At 57.3% G+C, this 20,824-nt stretch carries 21 protein-coding genes and 1 tRNA gene; 13 read left to right on the top strand and 9 right to left on the bottom strand.

The features are described from left to right. Positions 1–2: 2 nt before the first annotated feature. Positions 3–1,064, bottom strand: coding sequence for a bifunctional DNA-binding transcriptional regulator/O6-methylguanine-DNA methyltransferase Ada (gene ada / locus AM586_RS12370; RefSeq protein WP_109370570.1), 1,062 nt, complete (start codon positions 1,062–1,064; stop codon positions 3–5). Positions 1,065–1,203: 139 nt separating this feature from the next. On the opposite strand from ada, the gene hutC reads away from it, so the two are divergent. The 6 genes from hutC to AM586_RS12400 all read left to right on the top strand — a co-directional run bounded on the left by hutC (position 1,204) and on the right by AM586_RS12400 (position 6,719). After that, complete coding sequence (hutC, locus tag AM586_RS12375) at positions 1,204–1,923, top strand: histidine utilization repressor (RefSeq protein WP_047821463.1); 720 nt, start codon at positions 1,204–1,206, stop codon at positions 1,921–1,923. 360 nt (positions 1,924–2,283) lie between these two features. After that, on the top strand, positions 2,284–2,613 hold the full coding sequence (gene trxA, locus AM586_RS12380) for a thioredoxin TrxA (RefSeq protein ID WP_047821461.1): 330 nt from the start codon (positions 2,284–2,286) through the stop codon (positions 2,611–2,613). 129 nt (positions 2,614–2,742) lie between these two features. Beyond that, entirely contained in the window at positions 2,743–4,005 is a 1,263-nt protein-coding gene (gene rho / locus AM586_RS12385; protein WP_047821459.1) for a transcription termination factor Rho, read from the top strand. A 135-nt stretch (positions 4,006–4,140) separates the two neighbouring features. Beyond that, complete coding sequence (locus AM586_RS12390; RefSeq protein ID WP_060567111.1) at positions 4,141–4,377, top strand: hypothetical protein; 237 nt, start codon at positions 4,141–4,143, stop codon at positions 4,375–4,377. Positions 4,378–4,547: 170 nt separating this feature from the next. Further along, positions 4,548–4,817 (top strand): type B 50S ribosomal protein L31, encoded by a 270-nt coding sequence (locus tag AM586_RS12395; protein ID WP_047821456.1) that lies wholly within the window; start codon positions 4,548–4,550, stop codon positions 4,815–4,817. A gap of 120 nt (positions 4,818–4,937) precedes the next feature. Continuing rightward, positions 4,938–6,719, top strand: a complete 1,782-nt coding sequence (locus AM586_RS12400) for a glycosyltransferase family 39 protein (RefSeq protein WP_047821454.1) — start codon at positions 4,938–4,940, stop codon at positions 6,717–6,719. 59 nt (positions 6,720–6,778) lie between these two features. Here the strand turns inward: AM586_RS12400 and AM586_RS12405 are convergent, their stop codons facing one another. Further along, the gene (locus AM586_RS12405; protein WP_052233196.1) at positions 6,779–7,381 is read right to left on the bottom strand and encodes an FxDxF family PEP-CTERM protein; all 603 of its coding nucleotides are present in this window, start codon (positions 7,379–7,381) and stop codon (positions 6,779–6,781) included. A 288-nt stretch (positions 7,382–7,669) separates the two neighbouring features. Between AM586_RS12405 and AM586_RS12410 the strand changes: the two genes are divergently transcribed. Further along, positions 7,670–8,119 carry a hypothetical protein gene (locus tag AM586_RS12410; RefSeq protein ID WP_047821452.1) on the top strand — a complete coding sequence of 150 codons (450 nt, stop codon included), beginning with the start codon at positions 7,670–7,672 and terminating at the stop codon, positions 8,117–8,119. Positions 8,120–8,227: 108 nt separating this feature from the next. Here the strand turns inward: AM586_RS12410 and AM586_RS12415 are convergent, their stop codons facing one another. After that, positions 8,228–10,195 (bottom strand): APC family permease, encoded by a 1,968-nt coding sequence (locus AM586_RS12415; protein WP_047821450.1) that lies wholly within the window; start codon positions 10,193–10,195, stop codon positions 8,228–8,230. A 126-nt stretch (positions 10,196–10,321) separates the two neighbouring features. Between AM586_RS12415 and AM586_RS12420 the strand changes: the two genes are divergently transcribed. From AM586_RS12420 to AM586_RS28120, 6 genes are all read left to right on the top strand, one after another. Continuing rightward, positions 10,322–10,406 (top strand) — tRNA-Leu (locus tag AM586_RS12420). A 163-nt stretch (positions 10,407–10,569) separates the two neighbouring features. Then, positions 10,570–11,772: an integrase arm-type DNA-binding domain-containing protein gene (locus AM586_RS12425; protein ID WP_047821448.1), complete on the top strand. Its 1,203-nt coding sequence runs from the start codon at positions 10,570–10,572 to the stop codon at positions 11,770–11,772. Positions 11,773–11,918: 146 nt separating this feature from the next. Then, positions 11,919–12,137: an AlpA family phage regulatory protein gene (locus AM586_RS29275; protein WP_082439778.1), complete on the top strand. Its 219-nt coding sequence runs from the start codon at positions 11,919–11,921 to the stop codon at positions 12,135–12,137. Beyond that, on the top strand, positions 12,134–13,222 hold the full coding sequence (locus AM586_RS12435) for an AAA family ATPase (protein ID WP_082439779.1): 1,089 nt from the start codon (positions 12,134–12,136) through the stop codon (positions 13,220–13,222). The genes AM586_RS29275 and AM586_RS12435 overlap by 4 nt, the downstream gene beginning before the upstream one ends. Before the next feature lie 656 nt (positions 13,223–13,878). Then, complete coding sequence (locus AM586_RS28115; protein ID WP_156328074.1) at positions 13,879–14,868, top strand: hypothetical protein; 990 nt, start codon at positions 13,879–13,881, stop codon at positions 14,866–14,868. A gap of 99 nt (positions 14,869–14,967) precedes the next feature. Further along, positions 14,968–15,759: a hypothetical protein gene (locus tag AM586_RS28120; RefSeq protein ID WP_156328073.1), complete on the top strand. Its 792-nt coding sequence runs from the start codon at positions 14,968–14,970 to the stop codon at positions 15,757–15,759. An 85-nt stretch (positions 15,760–15,844) separates the two neighbouring features. Here AM586_RS28120 and AM586_RS12445 read toward each other — a convergent pair whose 3' ends face one another. The 6 genes from AM586_RS12445 to AM586_RS12455 form a co-directional block, all read right to left on the bottom strand. Further along, positions 15,845–16,717, bottom strand: a complete 873-nt coding sequence (locus AM586_RS12445; protein ID WP_109370468.1) for a CAP domain-containing protein — start codon at positions 16,715–16,717, stop codon at positions 15,845–15,847. A 247-nt stretch (positions 16,718–16,964) separates the two neighbouring features. Beyond that, positions 16,965–17,672, bottom strand: a complete 708-nt coding sequence (locus tag AM586_RS12450) for an autoinducer binding domain-containing protein (protein ID WP_082439780.1) — start codon at positions 17,670–17,672, stop codon at positions 16,965–16,967. Positions 17,673–17,892: 220 nt separating this feature from the next. After that, entirely contained in the window at positions 17,893–18,081 is a 189-nt protein-coding gene (locus AM586_RS28125; RefSeq protein ID WP_162600543.1) for a hypothetical protein, read from the bottom strand. A gap of 22 nt (positions 18,082–18,103) precedes the next feature. Further along, positions 18,104–18,628, bottom strand: coding sequence for a hypothetical protein (locus AM586_RS28130; RefSeq protein WP_162600544.1), 525 nt, complete (start codon positions 18,626–18,628; stop codon positions 18,104–18,106). A 122-nt stretch (positions 18,629–18,750) separates the two neighbouring features. Further along, positions 18,751–19,773, bottom strand: a complete 1,023-nt coding sequence (locus tag AM586_RS28135; protein ID WP_162600545.1) for a hypothetical protein — start codon at positions 19,771–19,773, stop codon at positions 18,751–18,753. 271 nt (positions 19,774–20,044) lie between these two features. Further along, positions 20,045–20,503 (bottom strand): 3'-5' exoribonuclease, encoded by a 459-nt coding sequence (locus AM586_RS12455; RefSeq protein WP_162600546.1) that lies wholly within the window; start codon positions 20,501–20,503, stop codon positions 20,045–20,047. Positions 20,504–20,824: the final 321 nt, after the last annotated feature.

Here is a 20,824-nt window from a genome sequence, read left to right on the forward strand (position 1 = left end):
GTTTAATTTTGCTCAAGCTCCCGCTCCAGCAGCGCCCGCTTCCGCTCCACACCCCAGCGATAGCCGGAGATCGACCCGTCGTTGCGCACCACGCGGTGGCAGGGTACGGCGATCGCGACCGGATTGGCGGCGCAGGCGCCGGCCACGGCGCGCGCGCCTTGCGGCATGCCGAGTTGCGCGGCCAGTTCGGCATAGCCCACCGTGCGGCCGGCCGGGATCGCGCGCAGCGCCTGCCACACGCGCTGCTGGAAAGCGGTGCCGCGGAGATCCAGCGGCAGCTCGAGGCCAATGCGCGGCGCTTCGACAAACGCCACCACTTGCGCCACCGTGCTTTCGAAAGCCGGCTCGGCGCCGATCAGCTCGGCCTTCGGGAAGCGGTCCTGCAGGTCGCGCACCAGGACCTCGGGATCGTCGCCCAGCAGGATCGAGCAGATGCCCTTGTCCGTGGCGGCCACCAGCAAGGCGCCCAGCGAGCAGGCGGCCACCGCGAAGCGGATCTGTTCCCCGGCGCCACCGCCGCGCCAGCGCCCGGGCGTCATGCCGAGCACGCCCTGGGTGGCGGCATAGAAGCGCCCACTGGAATTGAAGCCGGCGTCATATCCCGCCTGGGTCACGCTGGCCGCCTGCGACAGTTCGCGCTTGAGCCGTTCGGCACGGCGCGCCGCCGCGTAGGCTTTCGGCGTAATCCCGGTATGCGCCTTGAACACGCGATGAAAATGGAAACGGCTCATGCCGCAGGCCTCCGCCAGGCTGGCCAGGTCCGGCTCGTCGATCGCATCGTCGATCAGGCGGCAGGCCCGGGCCACCGCGGCGGCCTGGCGCTCGGCCAGCGGCGGCTGCTCCGGCCTGCAGCGCAGGCAGGGCCGGAAGCCGGCCGCCTCGGCGTCGGCGCGGCTGGCATGAAAGGCGACGTTGACGCGCTTCGCGCCGCGCGAGGGGCACGAGGGCTGGCAATACACGCCGGTCGTGCGCACCGAGTAATAGAAGATGCCGTCGGCCTCGCGCATACGCTGCTGCACCGCGGCCCAGCGCTCGTCGTCGGTGCTGAATGCTGGCTTGTCCATGTCGATCTCCATGATTCGAATGCGGCCATCGTATCGGCATGGCGCGGGCAATGTCTTCCCGGGTCTTGCTTTCAAATCCGCGATGCTAGAATGTGGCGTCACTCGGCCCTGTGGCCCTTCCTGAATCCCGGAGAGTAGTTTGGACGAACAGTTCGCGCAAGACAGCACCCCCATTTTTCAGCGCATCAAGGATTACCTGACGGGGGAAATCGCCTCCGGGCGCTGGAAGGAAGGCGACCTGGTGCCGTCCGAGCAGGCGCTGGTGCGCCAGTTCGGCGTGTCGCGCATGACCGTCAACCGCGCCGTGCGCGAGTTGACCGCCGAACAGGTGCTGACCCGGCGCCAGGGGGCCGGCACCTTCGTCGCGCCGCAGAAATACCAGGCCACGCTGGTCGAGATCCGCAACATCGCCGACGAGGTCCGCGCACGCGGGCACGCCCACAGCAGCCGCCCGCTGCTGCTGGAGCAGGCGCCCGCCAGCGAAGCGCTGGCCCTGCAGTTCGAACTGCCCACCGGCACGCCGCTGTTCCATTCCGTGATCGTGCACCACGAAAACGGCCAGCCGATCCAGGTCGAGGACCGCTGGGTCAACCCGGCCTGTGCGCCTGCCTACCTGGAGCAGGACTATACCCGCGTCACCCCGAACGAACACCTGATGGTGGCCGCGCCGCTGCAGGGCGCCACCTACAGCATCGAGGCGCTGCCGGCGCCGCGCGAGGTCGCCGAGATGCTGGACATCGCCGAGGATGCCGCCTGCCTGGTGCAACGGCGCCGCACCACCTCGCAGGGTCGGGTGGCGACGGTGGCCACCATGTGGCATCCGGGCCAGCTCTACAAGTTCACCGGCAGCGTCGGCTGAAGGACGGCTCTTGCCGCTTGCACCACAGGGCAAAATAAATCCTTCGCCCCATGGTCAGGCGGCGCAATTGTCGGCAATAATAGGCTCAGGTCGAACCGCCCAGAACCTGCCAGCCGCTCCCGGCACAGCCCGGCCAGCCAGCCCGGCAGCTGCCATATTCCGCGGCCTGCATGCAGTGCGCCGCAACGTGTTAAGATTTTGTACAAAGCTTGCGAACACGTTTCAGGAAAATCGGTTATTATTTCAGCTAACCCCCGCCTGACACCCCCTTGCAGCTCTTCCACTATTGAATATTGCACACAGTGTCTCCACCATTGTGCGTTTCAGGCGTTAATTGACCTACCTCTCACTGAGGAAAACATGAGCGAAAACATCAAACACATTAGCGATGCATCTTTCGAAACCGACGTGCTGAAGTCCGAGCGCCCGGTCCTGGTCGACTTCTGGGCCGAGTGGTGCGGCCCCTGCAAGATGATCGCCCCGATCCTCGAAGAAGTCGCTAAAGAATATGACGGCAAGCTCCTGATCGCGAAGATGGACGTCGATGCGAACCAGGCCGTGCCGGCCAAGTTCGGCATCCGCGGCATCCCGACCCTGATCCTGTTCAAGAATGGCGTGGCAGCCGCGCAGAAAGTCGGCGCGATGGCTAAAGGCCAACTGACTGCTTTCATCGAAGAAAACATCCGATAATGACAGCCGGCGGCAGCGCGCCCGCGCTGCCGCCATTCCGGGAAGCTCATCGACTCCGATGCTTCCCTTTTAATCAACCCACGTAGTTCCCTCCCCTACCTTTATTTCCCGTCACGGGACACCCGACACATGCACTTATCTGAACTGAAGGCAATGCACGTCTCCGCCCTTCTGGAGATGGCGATCAGCCTGGATATCGACAACGCAGCCCGCCTGCGCAAACAAGAACTGATGTTCGCGATCCTCAAGAAGCGCGCGAAACAAGGCGAACAGATTTTCGGCGACGGCGCGCTCGAGGTGCTGCCTGACGGTTTCGGTTTCCTGCGTTCGCCGGATGCAAGCTACATGGCGTCGACCGACGACATCTACATCTCGCCGTCGCAGATCCGCCGCTTCAACCTGCATACGGGTGACTCGATCGAAGGGGAAGTGCGTACGCCGAAGGATGGCGAGCGTTATTTTGCGCTGGTCAAGGTCGACAAGGTGAACGGCGAATCGCCGGAAGCCTCGAAGCACCGCATCCTGTTCGAGAACCTGACCCCGCTGCACCCGCAAGTGCCGCTGCGTCTCGAGCGCGACATGAACGGCGCGGAAAACATCACCGGCCGCATCGTCGACCTGATCTCGCCGATCGGCAAGGGCCAGCGCGGCCTGCTGGTGGCCTCGCCGAAGTCCGGCAAGTCGGTCATGCTGCAGCACATCGCCCACGCGATCACCGCGAACCACCCGGACGTCACCCTGATCGTCCTGCTGATCGACGAGCGTCCGGAAGAAGTGACCGAGATGCAGCGTTCGGTGCGCGGCGAAGTGGTCGCCTCGACCTTCGACGAACCGGCCACCCGCCACGTGCAGGTCGCCGAGATGGTGCTGGAAAAGGCCAAGCGCCTGGTCGAGATGAAGAAGGACGTCGTGATCCTGCTGGATTCGATCACCCGCCTGGCGCGCGCCTACAACACCGTGATCCCGGCGTCGGGCAAGGTCCTGACCGGCGGTGTCGACGCCAACGCGCTGCAACGTCCGAAGCGTTTCTTCGGCGCCGCCCGTAACGTCGAGGAAGGCGGTTCGCTGACCATCGTCGCCACCGCGCTGATCGAAACCGGCTCGCGCATGGACGACGTGATCTACGAAGAATTCAAGGGCACCGGCAACATGGAAGTGCACCTCGAGCGCCGCCTGGCCGAGAAGCGCGTCTACCCGGCGATCAATCTGAACAAATCGGGCACCCGCCGCGAAGAGCTGCTGATCAAGCCGGACCAGCTGCAAAAGATCTGGATCCTGCGCAAGCTGCTGTACTCGATGGACGAGATCGAGGCGATGGAGTTCATCCTCGACAAGATGCGTGCGACCAAGAACAACGTCGAGTTCTTCGACATGATGCGTCGCGGCGGCTGATTCCGGCCGGGTTATAACGGAATCCACGAAAAGGCGAGTCGTACTCGCCTTTTTTGTTTTATGCGCTACGATTCGTGCAGATCAAGTCCGGACAGGGCTCAGCCCGGAAAATCGCCCTCATGCCAACCAGGAGCGATGATGACTTCCGACGAACTGCAAGACCTGCCTGTCCAGCGCAACAAGGACCAGCTGCTCGACAGGCGCCTGACCGTCCTCGAAACCCGCTTCGATACGACAATGACCATGCTGCCCAACAAAGCTGACCTGTCGGAACTGAAAGCCGAACTCAAAACGGACATCCACGGCGAATGCGCATGCCTGAATCCCCTCGAGCGTCCAATAAACGCCCAGGGCAAGGCGCATCGGCGATGACAGTACCCTTGCCGCCATGGGCCTTATTGGATGCTCGAGTTGCCTCGCGGCTCCGGTGACGCTATAATCTCCGGTTCATCACCACCACTGGCAAGTGATCGGCAATCGGGTCAAGAAGCAAGGCGACCGACGAAGTGCCTTTTGGCTACCAACTTAACCGAGGCAAAACCATGAAAACCGATATCCATCCGGATTACCGCGAAGTCGTCTTCCACGACCTGTCCTGCGATTTCAAATTCATCACCCGTTCGACCATCGCTACCCGCGAAACCATCGATTTCGAAGGCAAGCAGTACCCGCTGATCAAGATCGAGGTGTCGGCTGAATCGCACCCGTTCTTCACCGGTAAGCACAAGATCGTCGACACCGCTGGCCGCGTTGAGAAATTCCGCCAGAAGTTCGGTTCGGTCGGCTCGAAGACCAGCGTCGCCAACGGCTAATTCCCCGGCGAGCGAACACTCGGAAGCCTTCAGGCTTTCAGGAAAGGAAGCCTCCGGGCTTCCTTTTTTTTTGCCGCTATACTAGCCGGCATTAATCTATTGCATCACGCAACACTATCGATGAAACCAGTCCGCCTCCCCGCCGCCGCCACCCTCGCGCTGCCACGATGGGCCCTGTATGCACTTGGCCTGTTGTACATCCTGCCGGGCCTGATCGGGCGCGATCCGTGGAAGGACGATGCCGCCAGCTTCGGCATCATGTGGACCATGGCCCACGGCGGATTCCGGGACTGGCTGCTGCCCAACATCGCCGGCCTGCCCTCGCCCGAGGAAGGCCCGCTGGCCTTCTGGCTGGGCGCGCTGTGCGTCAAGCTGTTCGGCTGGCTGGTGGGCGACGTGCTGGCGGCGCGCATGTCGACCATCGGCATCTTCGTGCTGGGCACCGTGTCGCTGTGGCAAACGGCGTTCCGCCTGGGCCGGCGCGCCGAAGCCCAGCCGCTGCGGCTCGCGTTCGGCGGCCAGCCCGAACCCGACGACTATGGCCGCACCCTGGCCGACACCGCCGTCCTGATCTACCTGGGCTGCCTGGGCCTGCTGCTGCAAAGCCATGAAACCCTGGCCGTCACCCTGCAGGGCTCGCTGCTGGCCTGGTACCTGTACCGCTCGGTGCGTTATATCGAAGAACCCAGCACGCGCAACGCGGTGTTGACCGGCGTGGTGCTCGGCGCCCTGGCCCTGACCCGCGGCGTCGCCTCGCCGATCGTCCTGCTGGCGGCGCTGTTCCTGTGCAACCGCTTCCTGAAGATGCCGGCCCGCCCTACCCTGCGCAACGTGGGCCTGGCCGCCGGCACCGCCGTGCTGATCATGCTGGTCTGGATCCTGCCCGCCCTGCTGGCGAAGCCGTACGGCATGTCGCCGGTCAGCGAATGGCTGTCCTGGAACGCCAGCCAGCTGGGTATGCCGAGCTGGCATTCGATCAAGGCCTTCTTCCGGGTCGGCATCTGGTTCTGCTGGCCGGCCTGGCCTTTCGCCGCCTGGGCCGCCTGGGCCTGGCGCCGCCAGCACGGCATGCTGCACATCATCCTGCCGACCTGCTTCGTCGGCCTGCTGGTGCTGCTGGTGGTTTGCGATCCGGTGCCGGAAAACGGCGACCTGCTCAAGCTGCTGCCGCCGATGGCGCTGATGGCGGCCTTCGGCCTGCCGACCATGAAGCGCGGCACGATCAACGCGATCGACTGGTTCTCGGTGATGGTCCTGAGCCTGCTGGGCGGCCTGATCTGGCTGTTCTGGGTGGCCAAGCTGAGCGGCTGGCCGGCGCAATTCGCCAAGAATGCGCTCAAGCTGGTGCCGGGCTTCAAGCCCGAATTCGGCATCGTCGCCTTCATCGTCGCCGCCGCCACGACGGTCGGCTGGTTCGTGCTGGTGCACTGGCGCCTGTCGCGCCAGCCCTCGGTGCTGTGGCGCGCCGTGGTGCTGTCGTCGGGCGGACTGATCATGCTGTGGGTGCTCCTGATGACGCTGTTCCTGCCGGACCTCAACTACGGCAAGAGCTACGCCAGCGTGGCCCAGCAGATCGCCGCGCGCCTGCCGTCCGGCGCCGACTGCATCGAGACCAATGTCGGCCCGGCCCAGCGCGCCTCGTTCGCGTATTTCGGCCACCTGCCCTTTGCCGGCGTCGCCGGCGGCAAGTGCAACTACCTGCTGCTGCAGGACAGCATGAAGAAGACCAGCGAGGATGGACGCGCCGACGCCGCGCGCCAGAGCGTGATCCAGACCGGCGACGGTCCGCGCGGCGGCGAAATCGTGCTGGACGAATTCCGCCCCCGCGACTGGACCCTGCTGTGGGAAGGCCGCCGCCCGTCCGACCGCGACGAACGCTTCCGCCTGTACCAGCGCCGCTGACACGACGCCATAAAAGAAAAAGCCACCCGGACAGGTGGCTTTTTTTACGCCATGTGCGATCAGGCGCGAGGCTTCCGGATCCGGCTCGGCACCAGCTGGCGCCGCGCCGCCACGCCGAGCAGGCCCAGGCCGGCCAGCAGCATGCCCCAGGTCTGCGGCTCCGGCACCGGCGAGACCGTCAGGTCGCCGCCGAAGGCGCCGCCGCCCGCCCCCATCACCCGTCCGTCGACCTTCAGCGCGTAATTCCCGCTGGCCAGGCCATAGGCCGACAGCGACCACGAATCGGTCGGGTTCGATCCGAAGCCGGTTTCGTTGATGCCGGCGATGGCCGTGCCCATCACCGCCATCGTCACCGGATCGTAGCGGTACAGACTGAGGCCGGTGATCAGGAGATCCTTGGTCTGCGGGGTGTTCAGGTAGGACGAGGTCACCGAGGAGGCGGCGTCGAAGGGGCTACCGATGTTGAAGGTAAAGATATCGCTGAACGTGCTGCCGACGGTCGAGGCCGTGAAGGTATCGCCGAAATGCGCGTTGAAGCCGCCCACGCCATCGCCCGCTGTCACTAGCGGAACGGATCGGTCGATCGCCTGGGCGGCGACGCCTTGCGAGGCGAGCGCCGCGCCCGCGATGAGGGCGCTCAGAACGAGAGATTTCAGTTTCATGATAGTTCCTGAGATGAGTTATCGAAACTACTATCCGGGAGCCGGCGTACTGACACCGATCCTGAATCACAGCTTAAGTTCGTAGTTACCCCTCAACTGTTAGATTGCGCACAAATCTCAGCCGCTTTTCGCGAAATCGTGGCATTTTCGGCCCCTCGATTTCTTGAGCGAAAACACTTCATTCCTGGCAAGGTCTCGCTTGAGAAAGATCAATCCCTCCACGGCCGGGATTATCAGAATGGTGGATGTGCCTGCCATCCGGCGGCATCGCCAGCCAAGGAGTCCATCATGAAAAGCGTGACGTTTTCCGATATCGAGCGCGTCCGGGAACAGGCGCGTCCTGCCTCTCCCCTGGGTTTGCCGCAGCGTATGACGCGGCTGGCGCTGACCCTGGCGCTGGGCTTGCCGGCGCTGATATTCGCTTTCCAGCAACTGGATCCCAGCGCCCCGCTGGCCTACATCGTGCTGCCGGTCCTGGCCGGCGGCCTGCTGCCGATACTGCACATGATGCCCGGCCGCTTCGAGGTCATGACCCGCTTCGATGCCTGCCACCTGGTCTGCACCCTCGACGATGCGCTGGGCCGGCTCGGCTACGCACCGGCCGAGCGCGCTCCCGGCGCCGTGCGTTACCGCGCGCGCGGCGGCAAGGAGATCGCCGTGACCGTGCGCGCGCATGCACTCGAAGTCACGGGGCCGGTGCCGGCCCTGCGTGCGCTGCGCCGGCAGATGGCTGCCTGACCCCAGTAAAGAACGTCTCACAAATTCTCAGGGCAAGGCGCATCGTCGAAGACAGTACGCCAGTACGGCGAGACGATGCAACGCCGCCATGAGGATTTTTGAGGCGTTCTACACTTTCATCGGCAGGATCACCATCTGCAGTCCCTCGAAGTGCAAGCGGCGCTGCACGGCCAGCGCCGCCTGGTTGTGCAGCAGCCGGGTGAACCAGTTGTCCGAGGCAAAGATCAGCTTGCTGGTGAAGAAGATCGTGTTCGGGTATTCGCGGTTGATCTGCTCGCACATGCGGGTGACCTCCTCCACCGCATCGGTGCCGAAGCCGATGTAGGACGCCGACGCCATCCCGTGGCTCTGGCAGAAATCCACGAAGTATTCCAGGGTCCTGGCCGCATCGATGCGCATCTGTTCCATCGCGCCCTCGCCGCCGTAGGCATGCGCATCCACCGTGCGCGCATTCACGAACAGGAAATTCTTGAAGTGGCCCGGGAACATGCGCAGCACCCACAGCAGCGCATGCAGGCCGCCGCCGCGCGAGGTGCCGACGATGAACACCGCCGTCTGCGCGTCCGGATCGGGATCGATCGATCCCTTTACGGGCCCGAAGGGCTGGTCCTCGAACACCCGGTCCACCGACTGGATGGCGAGCTTGGTCTCGCGGTAGTGGTTACGGATGAACACGCACAGGCCGGCGATCGCGGCGACGATCAGCACGGTCGCCCAGCCTCCCTGCGTAAAACGCTCGACCAGCAGGATCGCCAGGATCCCGGCGCAGATCACGAAACCCACCAGCGACAGCAGGAAGCGGCGCACCCAGCGCGCATTGTCCGTGTCCTTGCGGTGGCGCCACCAGTACAGGCACAGGCCGAACAGCGAAATGGCGAAGGTCAGGAACACCGAGAGCGAATACAGCACCACCAGCAGCGTCACCTCGCCGCCGGTCCAGAACAGGATCGCCAGCGCGGCGATGCCCATCACCAGGATGCCGTTCTGCTTCACCAGCCGCGTCGACAGGTAGCGGAACTGGTGCGGCACCCAGGAATCCGAGGCCATGTTCGACAACACCGAGGGACCGCCGAGGAAGCCGGTATTCGCGGCCACGAACAGCAGCCCCGCCTCGAAGGCCAGCACCACGGCCAGCACCACATGGTTCAGCATGTCGCCGCCCAGCCCCATGCTGGCGATGATGCGGCGGAAGGTGGTGGCGTTCAGGGTCTCGCCGTGCACCGGCCGCGCTTCCCACAGCAGGTACAGCAGGATGATGCCGCCGGCAGTCACGGCCAGCGACAAGGCCATGTAGAACATCGTCATCTTCCCGGTGCGCACGCGCGGCTCGGCCAGCAGGTTGACGTTGTTCGACACCGCTTCCAGGCCGGTATAGGTGCCGCCGCCCTGCGAGTACGCCAGCAGCAGCATCCCGGCCACGCCGGCCCAGCCGATGCCGCCGGCCAGTTCGCGCGTCTCCGCCAGGGTGCCCGGCACCAGCGCCGGCAGGTGCGACGCGTGCGCGACGATGCCGTAGACGATCAGCACCAGGTGGGTGGCGACGAAGCCGAGGAAGATCGGCAGCAGGATCTGGATCGCTTCCTTCAGGCCACGCAGGTTCATCACGATCAGCAGCCCGATGAAGAAGGCTTCGGCGCCCAATTTATAGGGCTGGAAGCCGAGCGGCAGGAAGGACGCCAGCGCGTCGACCCCGGACGCGATCGAGATCGCGATGGTCAGCACGTAGTCGAGGATCAGGGCGCAGCCCGACACCAGCCCCATGTAAGGTCCGACCAGCTTGGTGGCGACGCGGTAGCCGCCGCCGCCGGTCGGGAACAGCTCGATCACCTGGTTGTAGGCGAGCGCGATGATGAAGACGGTGACGGCGGTGGCGACCGCCATGTACAGGCCGAGGTGGGTATGGGCGCCCAGCGCGCGGAAGGTCTCCTCCGGACCGTAGGCCGACGAGGACAGGCCGTCCGCGCCGAGCCCGACCCAGGCCAGGAACGCGACCAGCGCCATCGAATGGCGGGTCTCGCTCTGCATCGGGTCGAGCGCCTTGCCAAGGATGATCTCGCGTATCTTCTTGTTCTTCATCGTGCGCGCCGCACTGCTTGCGGCCGTGTCTCAGGGTAGCGAGATCATACGCTCGAACAGCCGCGCGATGCGTGCCCACTGGTCATTTTTATATCCGATGTGCTAAGATGCGCGCCTGCGCTTGCAGCCTCTGTGGCGGAATTGGTAGACGCACTTGACTCAAAATCAAGCGCCGAAAGGCGTGCCGGTTCGATTCCGGCCGGAGGCACCATCCACCTGTATCACTTCGTGTTACCAAATGCTAGAACCCGCGTACTCATAGAGGACGCGGGTTTTTTGTTGTGTTACGTCGGTTCATGTAATCGCACGACATGCTAAAAAATTGATGGTACTTTTGTTGGTACGCAGTTCATCCCTTCAACTTAGGTACCAACATGCCCTTAACAGATACTCGCGTCCGTCAACTTAAACACACCGGCAAACCTACAGGCGATAAGTACACAGATAGCCGCTCACTTCACCTACTCGTCAAAGAAGCTGGGAAGTACTGGAGAATGAGTTACCGCTTTGATGGCAAACAGCGTACCTTGGCTCTAGGTGTCTACCCGAGTGTTACGCTAGCCAAGGCTCGTCAATTACGAGACCAAGCACGTCAGCTCCTCAGTGAAGGTGTCGACCCAGTTGAAGCGAAGCGACGAGACAAGGTTGCCAAGGAGTCCGCAGCGAAGCATAGCTTCGAAGCGGTGGCGCGGGACTTGCTCAAATTGAGGGCATGCTCCTTGGCGCCGAGCACGATCCGCAAGAACACTGCATGGCTCGAGAAGAACGTGTTCCCAGAGATGGGCATGATGCCAATCTCTAAGATTGAACCAAGGGATGTACTGTTCATGCTCCGGAAGATCGAAGCACGTGGCGCCATTGAGTCTACCCACAAGATCAGGCAGCTTTGCGGTCAGGTGTTTCGATTTGCCGTTGCTAGTGGATTGGCCTCGCGGGATGTCACATTTGACCTACGTGACGCCCTGCCATCTGTACCGGAGGTGCACTATGCCGCTATCACCGAGCCCAAGCAGGCGGCAGCACTCATGAGGTCAATCAGTAACTACAGCGGGCACCCGTACTCACGTGCTGCGCTGAGGCTTGCCCCTCTATTTTTCGTTCGGCCAGGTGTTCTGCGTGCTGCCGAATGGAGTGAGTTCGACCTAGACCGTGGTGTATGGTTTATTCCTGCAACCAAAATGAAGATTAGGCAGCCACACATCGTACCCCTCGCTCGTCAGGCTGTTGGAATCCTACGCTCAATGCACCAGCTTACCGGACATGCTAAGTATGTTTTCCCAAGTATTCGCGCAAAAGACCGCTGCATGAGTGAAAACACCATCAACGCAGCGCTGCGTGCGATGGGGTATAGCAAGGACATGATGACGGGACACGGTTTCCGAGCAATGGCACGTACGATTCTTGACGAGGTGCTTGGCGAGCGTGTCGACCTCATCGAGCATCAGCTTGCTCATGCGGTACGCGATGCAAATGGACGTGCGTATAACCGGACTACTCACCTCCCAGCTCGCATAGAGATGATGCAACGTTGGGCCGACTACTTGGATCAGATCGCCCTACCGCAAGCAACTTCCTAGCCGTCCGACTCTTGTTACAATTTTTCCCCCTCGAATTCTGCGTTTTTCGAAGGGTTTACAACACGACGCATCAAACACAACCCAAAGTACGTCCGGTAACGCAACACTCATACCGAGTGAAGCGTTTTTTCAAAGGACTGTACACGATGCAAAAACTGCTACGAATTTGGGATATTGCCTCCACTAAGGACAAGTCAGGGCAGCTACCAGTTAGCCCTAGCACTGTATGGCGTTGGGTTCGCGAAGGCCGTTTCCCAAAGCCCTTCAAGTTGAGCAATTCGGTAACTGTGTGGGACGCATCCATGGTCGAAGAATTCATCTCAAAGCAGGCAGCCCCTAGCTCTGCAAATGAGGTGAAATCATGAGTCTCACGTTAGCTGACGATTCAATGGACGACAACGGTCGTCGCGTTCCAGAAGTGAAGTACCCATTATGTCAATCATCCCGAGAAGATAGGTTTAGGCTCATCCCTGCCGGCACTTTTGCGAAAGGGCCACTTCCAGTGTCGATCATCAAGGGTGTACTTCCACAGGCTGAGTTAGCGGTGTTTTACGGTGCATCAACTGCAGGTAAATCGTTCATACTTATCGACATGATGGGTGCAATCGCCAGAGGCCACTCATGGCGTGGCATAACGGTCAAGCAGCGTCGAGTAGTTTATATCGTCGCTGAGGGAGTTAAGGGTTTCCGCGCCCGTCTGAGGGCATACTCACAACGCCACGGGATTGACTTGGACACGGTCCCGTTTGTAGTGGTTACGGAACCACCTAACCTACTCCAGCAAGATGATAAGGCCTTGGCAGCTTCGGTTAAAGCATGGGGTGGGGCCGATATCATCATCTTTGATACGTTGGCTCAATCGACGCCAGGTGCAAACGAGAACACAAGCGAAGGCATCGGCAAGGCACTTGCCCACTGCAAGCGCCTTCATCGGGTGACTGGCGCAATGATTGTTCTCGTAGCCCACACTGGCAAAGATGCATCGAAGGGCGTTCGAGGATGGTCTGGCATCAGGGGAGCAGCTGACGTACAGATCGAAGTTGTATGTCATGGTGATCAGCGAGCAATCAAGATCGACAAGCAAAAAGACGGCAAGGATGGGAACGAATTTGGATTCCGACTTGAGGAAGTTGTAATTGGTCAGAACGATGATGGCGACGACGTAACTAGTTGTGTCGTCGAGCACCTTATGACCATGCCTGTGGCGGCACGCAAGAAGGAGCCCCAAAGTCGTAACCAAGCGTTGATTCTCCGCATTGCGAGCGAGCTGCTTAGGTCTGGCAAAGGGCCAGTGTCTGAAAGGGATCTGATCGAGGCATGTGTCAGTCAAATGCCAAGAAAAGAGTCTGCAGGATGCGACAACAGACGCCGCGACTTGGCAAGAGCTTTTATGGGTCTTGTAGCAGCGAACCTGATCGATACTCGTGCCGGACACGTAGAGTTGAAATAGCTCTACGTCGCCCTTCCATCCTTCCACCTGTTGTAAACAGGTGGAAGGATGGAAGGGCAGAGAGTTCATGGTCACACCTACTTGCGACTACTACCTTCCTCTTCGCTAACTCTGTCCCATGCGCGACCGAGACAACGCGGCCGACTCAAACTAATGCATCAATAAGATTGCGGTGCAGCACCAAATCGCTGAAGCCCCCTAAAAAGTCTCTTTTTCCTCAGCACTTGCTCTTTGCCTCCCCAACTAATCGAGTACCCTAGAATTCGGTCAGCCCATGCCTCGACAAATCGAGAATTGCAATCAAAAGTAATGGCTAATGGCAAAGAGCATATAGGCTGCCAGCCGTTTCACCGCTGATTGATTTCGGTACCGAGAACCTTGGCCAGAAGATACTCCGATCGTCGGAGTATATAGGCCCAACCGCCCAAAGCGCGTTCGGGCCACCCCCTCACGGGGGTCGAGAGTGAGCTGCGCGAGCGATCGGGGGGCGGAGTGGCGGTCTTCCGACCAATGGGAGGAATACCGTGCAGTAGCGGCGTAGACCCGGTGACTACCGGGGCGGAGCCGTGCCGTTGCAGCGTAGTCCCGGCGGACTGCCGGGCCGAAGCTGTGCACTTAAGAGTTGAGCTAACGACACCTAAGCGTGGGAGGAAGACATGAGTTTTTTTCTAACAGCCAAAATGCAGTCTCTTGCTTGGCAAGGTGTACACGCCTTCTCGACAAAGGATCTTCGTAAAATTCTGCATCATCTTCATCCAATCAAGTTTTACGAATCGCTCTACCGGTATCAACGTCTTGGAATCCTCGATCAGATCGCTACCGATGTTTTTACATATCCCGAAGTTGCCTCCAATTATCCCGCCAATGATGTGTTGTGCTCAATCGTCAAAGTTTTGAGGCAGGGATCGTATTCCTACGTAACCGGTGAGTCCGCATTGGCTGAGCACAATGATAACCGCCCGCGGCCCGATACCTTGACTATTGCTACAACAGGTGAGTCTGGCGAGTATGAAACCCCATACGGCAGAATTTTGTTTCTTCATACCAACCGTTCAATCTCTGAACTGGTGTCACTAACCTCGAGTTTGCCAGACAAGCCTTTGCGTATTGCCAATAAGTCACTTGCAGAGTTGGATATCCAACGTCGACAGGAGGTTTGTATGTCAAGTCAGTTTAGGCTAGTTCCAGGATGGAGCCCTTTTAGTAACAAACTCGGTCGAGTGCAGATTGTTCCTGCTTATGTTCGCCAGGAGCTTCCTCCGCTTTCGCCAAAGCTTGAGCCATATTCATGTTGGAAGGATTTGTATGCTTCAGACGTTTTTTGGCGCAAACACTTGGGATGGCGTATGTTCAAAGGGCTCGACGGTGCGCTGTATTACCAGTGCGCGCCGACGGGTGATGATCGTACTGAGTTCATGTTTCGGATCCTTCGCGATCGCAACCGCCTCGCCGACTTGGAGTCGATCTCCCACGACCGACGCAATCAGATAGCCATGATCGACAGCATGATGCACGTTTCCGAGGACGCCGAAGATAACTTCATTTCCGAGATGTGGACTGCGGTTGACGCAGCCATGCGCTCTGGCCTACTGCTGGGACTTGAGCTCGCTGGATGTCATCCAACGGTAAGTCTTGATCTGTTCTAGTAGACCTTTACGTTCCAAAAATGCGCAGCACACCTTGAACGAAACAGCCAGCACCGCTTACATGAGCGTTTAGCACTAGCCTAGTGAAAGGAGACCATTATGGAGAACGAAAAGGCCAAAAAGATTGTCAAGACTAAGCGCTCATTCAAATCCAAGATGAAATACCTTACCTCGGATTGGGCGGACGAGATTTGGGAAGGAATGTCAAGGATGAACGATGGCCGGGGTGCCGCTTGGCGCCTTGGCTTAGCTGCGCTTGCCATCACTGGCGCCAGGCCTGCATCGCTAGAGCGCGGTATCACGTTTAGTTGGCATGTCGACAAACAGGGGCTGGTATGGATGCGTGCAGAGATACCTGGTGCGAAAATCATTAAGAACAAAGATGGTTCGCCTTATCGTGGACAGGATTTTGTCAAGTTGGCTTGGATGGTCTCGAACACAGTTGACGCTGTACCGGACATCCCTGAGCGTGCACGTGAATTTCTTGCAATTTTCGAGGAGTTGCGTCACCGACGACCGGGTTTTAAAGGAGCGATTACTGTGTCGTATGGGAAGGACGCGATTGCCACTGCTGTGCGCGACCTCAGCAAGCGTCTTTGGCCCAAGAAGAAGCACCATGTCAGCCCGATCTGCTATCGGGAGCGGTTCTCAGCGCATGCTAAGGCTAGCGGTATGGATCCAGCACATTTGGCCGCTGCAATGGGCCATATTAGTGCCGAGTCTCAAGGAAAATATCAGGCATATCGTGGCAAAGCCAAGGGCAATGTTTCGCCAAGAAGCCTATTCACTGCTGCTTCTGCCCCAACAGCCATAAAAACCGCTCGAAGTCCAATGTCTCGTTTCAGAATGGCCTCTGCGAACAAGACTCGATCAAATTCAAAACACCTCTAACAGGCGAAGGAAATGGCGACCAGACCTCAGTCTGCTGCTGGCACCATCGCCTGTCATTTAATTTGCTGACTTGACGTAGGGTGTTTTACTGCCCAGTGGCAAAGCTCCAGGTCTTGGTCACGGCAACACCGTTGACGGTACCCTTGAAGCTCACGTTGTAGGTCGTGTTGGCCTTGAACGGTGCCTTGCCCACCAAATACGCCGTGTTCTTGCCCAGCAGTTTGGACGGGTCGTTGTCGGCCGTGAGTAAACGAGCATCTAGGGCCACCGTCTGACCGGCCTCGGTCATCGTGAACGACTCCACTTTCAGCGTCGTCGACTCTTCCGAAGCCACATCGATCGGGTACGAGGTCTTGATGGCAAAATCGTTGCCCACTACGTCCGCGAACGGCGTTGGCACCTCCGCCACCATTGACAGCGGTACGCCGGTCTGCTTGTCGGCTGGATAGGCGCCGAAGTAGTCGCTGGCGTTGCGCTGGCGCTTGTCGGCGATGCCGAACGAGAGCGTCGTGGTCTGGTACTTGTCATTGCCGGCGCTGATGCCGAAGTCGTGCGGCGCCTGGAACATCAGGCCTTGGCGGTGATACACCGTTCCCAGCAAGGATGCGAACGCGTTGGCGCCGCCGCGGCCCAGCCCGTACGACACTTCCTCGCCCGTCCAGGTCACAGCGTAGCCGGCAAAGCGTGCGCGGTCGATCGGCGCCACGCCGGTATAGCCAGGCCTAGCTGGGTCTTCCTCGTGCGCATACGGCACACCGGTCTTCGGATCGACGTCGCTGTAGTTGACGTCGCTGTTGGTCAGCATGTACGCCAGGTGGTTCTGGTTCGCCTTGTCCAGCGCCACACTCTGCGCCACCAAGCCGAGGCCATGCAGAGCGCGGAAGACGTTAAGCTGCGTGAAGAATTCCAGTTCTTGCGAGCCGGCTGCGTAGGCCGCTGCAGGCACAGTCAGCTGCAAGTCGGCTGGGGTTATCGACGGCGGCGTGCTCTGTACTGGAGGCGCTGGGTTAGATGCAACTGGAGTAGATCCACCGGTGTTTGAACCACCACCACATGCCGCCAAGGTGACCGCTAAAACGGTCAGAGAAGACAAAGAGCGATATCCCACAATTAACCTATTTTTGTCGAAAGAGTGACGGCTAGAGTACTGACATATCTCGTTCGGAAAAACTACCAAAGTTGGTAGTCGAGTGGAGTTATCACCCTCAAAGCAACTTCAAGATCAGCGCCTTCACAACAGCCTGCGTCTTGTTCACGGCGTTCAGTTTCGTGAGCGTCTGCTTGATATGGAAGTTGACGGTGTTAACGGATATATTGAGGATGCCTGCTGCTTCTTCCGATGTTTTGCCATCGGCAGTCCATTTAAGAACTTCCTTTTCACGCGCGGTAAGCACCACTATAGACTCTGGCAACAAACGCTCGACGGTTTGGGCGAACTTCGTGACGGCAAACATCTCTCCCAAACGAATTACTTCAAGCGAGAACTGCGCAAACTCTCTATGACAAACCTTATCGTGACCACGTGCTAGAGACAACATGCCAAGGGCACCACTATGATGACGCATTGCGATCGATACCCCATGCTCGACTCCATGACCGGCAGCGTCTTCCCAGAACGGCCTTGCCCTACTGTAAGTATGCGACCAGAGGACAGGTCCGCATGTGATTAGTGCATAAGGAATAGTGGGATCATTCGCAAGGTAATTTGAGCGCGCATACTCGGCTTGCCAAGCCGCTGAGTAGTTGTTCTCAAGGACCGTTTTAGGTGCCGAAACTGGTAAAGGCAGTTGGATTCCAGTGGCACAGTAATCAAACCCCAAATCACGACAGCGCTTCAAAAGGTAGCCGAAATCATCCCCTTGGTGACTGCCGACGACTTGGTAGTCGCACTCACGTGCCGCTCGACTCAGCATAAAAACTTCCTTGAATATTTAAATTCTGAACAGCGCTTATTGAAACTATCATTTGCCGGCTAGCAAACGCGACAGCAAAGCTTATGTCGGAAACTTACCACATGTTTGAGCTTATGGGAGCGAAATTCTACACCAGCGGAATTGGGTAGCTAGTAGTAATCGCGGGTGGAACGAATGCAGCGTAGCTGCCGAATATTATTCACAAAGCTTTTTCACCTTCTCATTTGTCTACACGGATAGCTATTTCAGGTGCAAAAAAATCAAATTGCTGCATTAACTTATTGTTATATTTATCGCGCAGGTTGTCCATTATTCCATTCGAGTTTTTAACACTCACGTCTGGGTCAGGCATGTAAGCCTGCCCGTTAGTCTCCTCAACCACAGGATCGATTGCAGCATTCTGCGCCAAGAATTTACTCTCTTTTGCCCTATTATATCTTGGAGAATGTGGGTTCAAATAGATCGTCAAACTTAATGCCGCACTCAAACGCATGCTTATGCCTGAAAAAATCACTATGCCTGAAGAAGTAACATGGCTTCCAGGTTGAGTCCGTCATACTGAAAATATTGGTTCTACCTAACAACGTGTCCTTAGCCTTCTCGCACTTTGCCTTGGAATTTATTCCTCTCGACAAATGAAAAATCATTCTAAGATCATGTTCATGAACTTTCGCAGAAGAGAGAAGCTGATCCCTTGCATTACTAAACGCACCTGAGATTGTTTCATCCCTTCCCAGAACAGCATCCTTCATATATACATCACCTTGCGATAACACCTTTCCGCGCTTAGCAACCTCTTTCTTGTCATCTTGTTTAAGCTTAGCTTCAATAAGAAAAGTCTCACCCTTAAAATAAGCAAGAAAGTCGGATTCTTTCCTCCCGTTAGGCTCTTCTAGCTTTTTAACGCTCAAGCCCAGCAACTCCAAAACAAACTTCGACAATTCGCCTGAACTCATTGACCTGATCTTATCAACAGGATCTACAAATTGAATCATAATTTTAATTTACTCAATTTTCGGCATACAATAATATTAATCGCAATATGATAAATACAAGACCTGGAGGGTTCCATTCGCGCTTACTTAATACTGTCGTAAATGAAATTTCCGGCAATCCCAAGGACTAGACTTGCAATTGTTGAAATTAATAAAATTAGCGCTTTGCGTTTCAATCGTTCAAGAACTTGGGTTCGATTTCTTTCTGCGGCATTAGATAAAACAACAAAAGAAGGGTTTGGCTGAGCCAAGAATATGCCTACAATGTAAATTAGCACTGCAACCAATAATGAATAAATAACAACTTTCAAATTACCTACTCGTCCAGTTGAGTTTCTTTCTGCTTCTAGAATCAAAATGTTAATTTTATCGTGAAGGACTTGTAAACTTGTATCACCCACCTTAATTAACTTCGCGGCTTTATCGCTTATTCCATCATTGCGCTCAGTCCACTGTGTGTAAGCCAGCGATCCGACCAGCATAATCGGGAACGAAAAAGCCGATAATGGACCAAAGGCTTTGCGAAGATAAATTCGCAATTTTGCTTCCGGCACCTGAATATTTGAAATTTCAGTTTCAATTAACCGCAAAATATCATCGGCCCAAGTTCGTTCCGTATGCCGAATTTCAACGCCGATGATCCCTGAGGCCCCGGATATACCAAGAATTGAATCGAAAACACCAAGAGCTTTTCGCCTGTTGTTAGCATCAAATCCTATGATAATCTCTTGGCGCTCCGGCGTTTCTTTGGATGGAAAATGAATTAAGAGAGCAAGATTGAACTGGACTGCGACACTAACAATATTTTGAGTTTCAGTAAAATGTTGGAATGCCTGCCAGCTAGTAATTTTCCGCTCAACTTTGTTCTCATACAAAATTTTTGCCTCGAATGCTAGTGGCTCAGGAGCATTTTGCTGTTGTATCCTTTGGAGAATGAGTGAAAAGAAGTGCACAAACCATTGGTGATCAACTGAAAAAGCTTCTTCAAAACGTCGAGATATACTTTGTGGTTGGCCTAGCAGTCCGGAGATGAAATCCCCAAGTTTTTTTTTATCAACTGGCAGTGCTACAGACTGATCAGCGACTTCAATATTGACAATTTCCAAAGCAGATCTCCTCAGGACTTATGCTCAAATTTTCGGCCGGCAGAACAGACCAGATTAATTATGATACCTAACAAAAGGTTGTTTGCACGAATGCCCGCTCTTCGCCGATAGTGGGCGTCGGATGGATCAGTGTAAGACGTTGTTGCTATTTAAGCAAGCAAGGGATTTTGTTAGATGCCCTATACCGGGGATAAGGTTGAATACTTCTTTCTCTTAGCTGGTTGTAGACCTTATAGCCTACCTGAGACATACTATTCTCAAGAAAGGAACATCAGGGCAAGTCCACCTTAGCCCATGCCGCTGCTAGAGCTTTCGCATCGTCCAGAGCATGATGCCGACGAAGGCCGTTGGCAAACGCTTCTTCCTGTGTCTGATTGAAGAACTGCTCGGACGGATGATCTCGAAAGGAGGGAACCGCAAATTTCCAACGTAGATCGCTAGGCAAAAACGGCGTCAGCAGCACGATGTCATAACTGGGCGCATCGCAAAAAAAGGTGACGGAAGGACTGCATGATTCCAGAAATTTAGCTAGCTGCCTGGAGACTTCTATGGGTTCGAGAACAGGACCGCCAAGCAGCGGTAAAACTGTAGTCTGAACAAACGGCGAGCAAATTTCGGGAGACACTCCCGCAAGCTCAAAGTACAGCTCCCTGTCTCCGGCAACTAAGCCAGCCGACACTAGATAAGGCTCCTCAAGACTTGTAAATTCCGTGTCAAGAAAAATCAGCACAAAGTTGCTCCTGCATGAGGGCCCTAATTTAGCCGAAGTTGCATTTATATCAGGTTTGCAAGGTAGACTATGAAGTAGTGCACTACGTTGCATCTTGCCCGGCCGTTGGTCGACTACAAGCAGAGTTATTCGGTAGTGTTGTATAAGTGCGACTACCGATAAGGACTACTCGACAGGCATTACAACCGCATGAGCTGACGTCTACGCTTGCCTCGGCGTCCTTGAACGGTGTTGGTATTTTTGTTGGTATCTCTTCCCACATACTTCCATTTTTCATAGAGGGATGTGATCCCGGCCGGAGGCACCACCCACCCCCAGCAC

The sequence above is a fragment of the Massilia sp. WG5 genome (genome assembly GCF_001412595.2).
In the GTDB taxonomy this organism is placed as follows: domain Bacteria; phylum Pseudomonadota; class Gammaproteobacteria; order Burkholderiales; family Burkholderiaceae_D; genus Telluria.